Origin of the sequence: Flavobacterium sp. SOK18b (assembly GCF_014156605.1) — a bacterium.
In the GTDB taxonomy this organism is placed as follows: Bacteria; Bacteroidota; Bacteroidia; order Flavobacteriales; family Flavobacteriaceae; genus Flavobacterium; species Flavobacterium tiangeerense.
On record NZ_QKNZ01000157.1, the window covers coordinates 1 to 927 of the forward strand.

Here is a 927-nt window from a genome sequence, read left to right on the forward strand (position 1 = left end):
ATAAACTTAATAATATGAAAAAAACACTACTTACACTTGTATTTATTTTTGCGTTATCAGTTGTAAACGCTCAAGAAACACCTAAGGATTCTACCAAAGCTTGGACAAGAAAAGGAAACGTTTCTTTACTGTTTAGTCAATCTTCATACAATAAAGAATGGCTGGGTGGAGGAACCTCAAACATTGCTGGGAATTTTGGTTTGAACTACGATTTCAATTATAAAAAAGACGATGTCGTTTGGGATAACAAATTCATATTGGCTTACGGATTAAGTAAAATAAAAGGTAACGAGCGTATTGCTAAAACAGATGACCGTTTAGAGATCAACTCTTTATGGGGTAAAAAAGCGTCTGGAAACTGGTTCTACTCGGCCTACTTCAATTTTAAGACTCAAATGGACACTGGTTTAGATAATAAAAACGGCCTCAAAATATCACATTTCTTTTCTCCGGCTTATTTCCAGATGGGCCCAGGTATGCTATGGAAAAAGAACGAAAATCTAAGCGTCAATTTTGCACCTGCTGCAGCAAAAGCAATATTTGTACACGATCATTTCACAGAATTAGGCCCGTCATTTGGTGTGCTTCAAGGAGATAATTCTCGTTTTGAGTTTGGAGCCAGTATCTCTGCGTACTACAAAGTAAATGTCATGACCAATGTGTCAATTCAAAACCGTTTGAATTTATATTCTAATTATCTTGACAACCCGCAAAATGTTGATTTTGATTACCAATTGAATGTGGTGATGAAAATCAATAAGTATTTGTCAGCTAATATTGCTGTGCAAGCCATTTATGATGACAATGCCATAAAAGGCATTCAAGTTGGGCAATTATTTGGTTTAGGTGTAAACTACGGATTATAAACAGATCAACACCATACTCACTAAATATCAAAAATAACACTTTCTTTTAATGCCGCAAAAC

Annotated in this window: 1 protein-coding gene; it reads left to right on the forward strand. The window is 35.1% G+C overall.

Annotated features, from left to right (window positions below; all coding sequences use genetic code 11):
• The first annotated feature begins 14 nt into the window (after positions 1-14).
• A complete protein-coding gene (locus tag DNC80_RS15615) occupies positions 15-866 on the forward strand; it encodes a DUF3078 domain-containing protein (protein ID WP_182652009.1) in 852 nt (283 codons plus the stop codon).
• Positions 867-927: the final 61 nt, after the last annotated feature.

Bases quoted from the DNA above. Each gene is read 5' to 3' on its own strand.
- DNC80_RS15615 (WP_182652009.1), top strand. From the start codon at position 15: ATGAAAAAAACACTACTTACACTTGTATTTATTTTTGCGTTATCAGTT.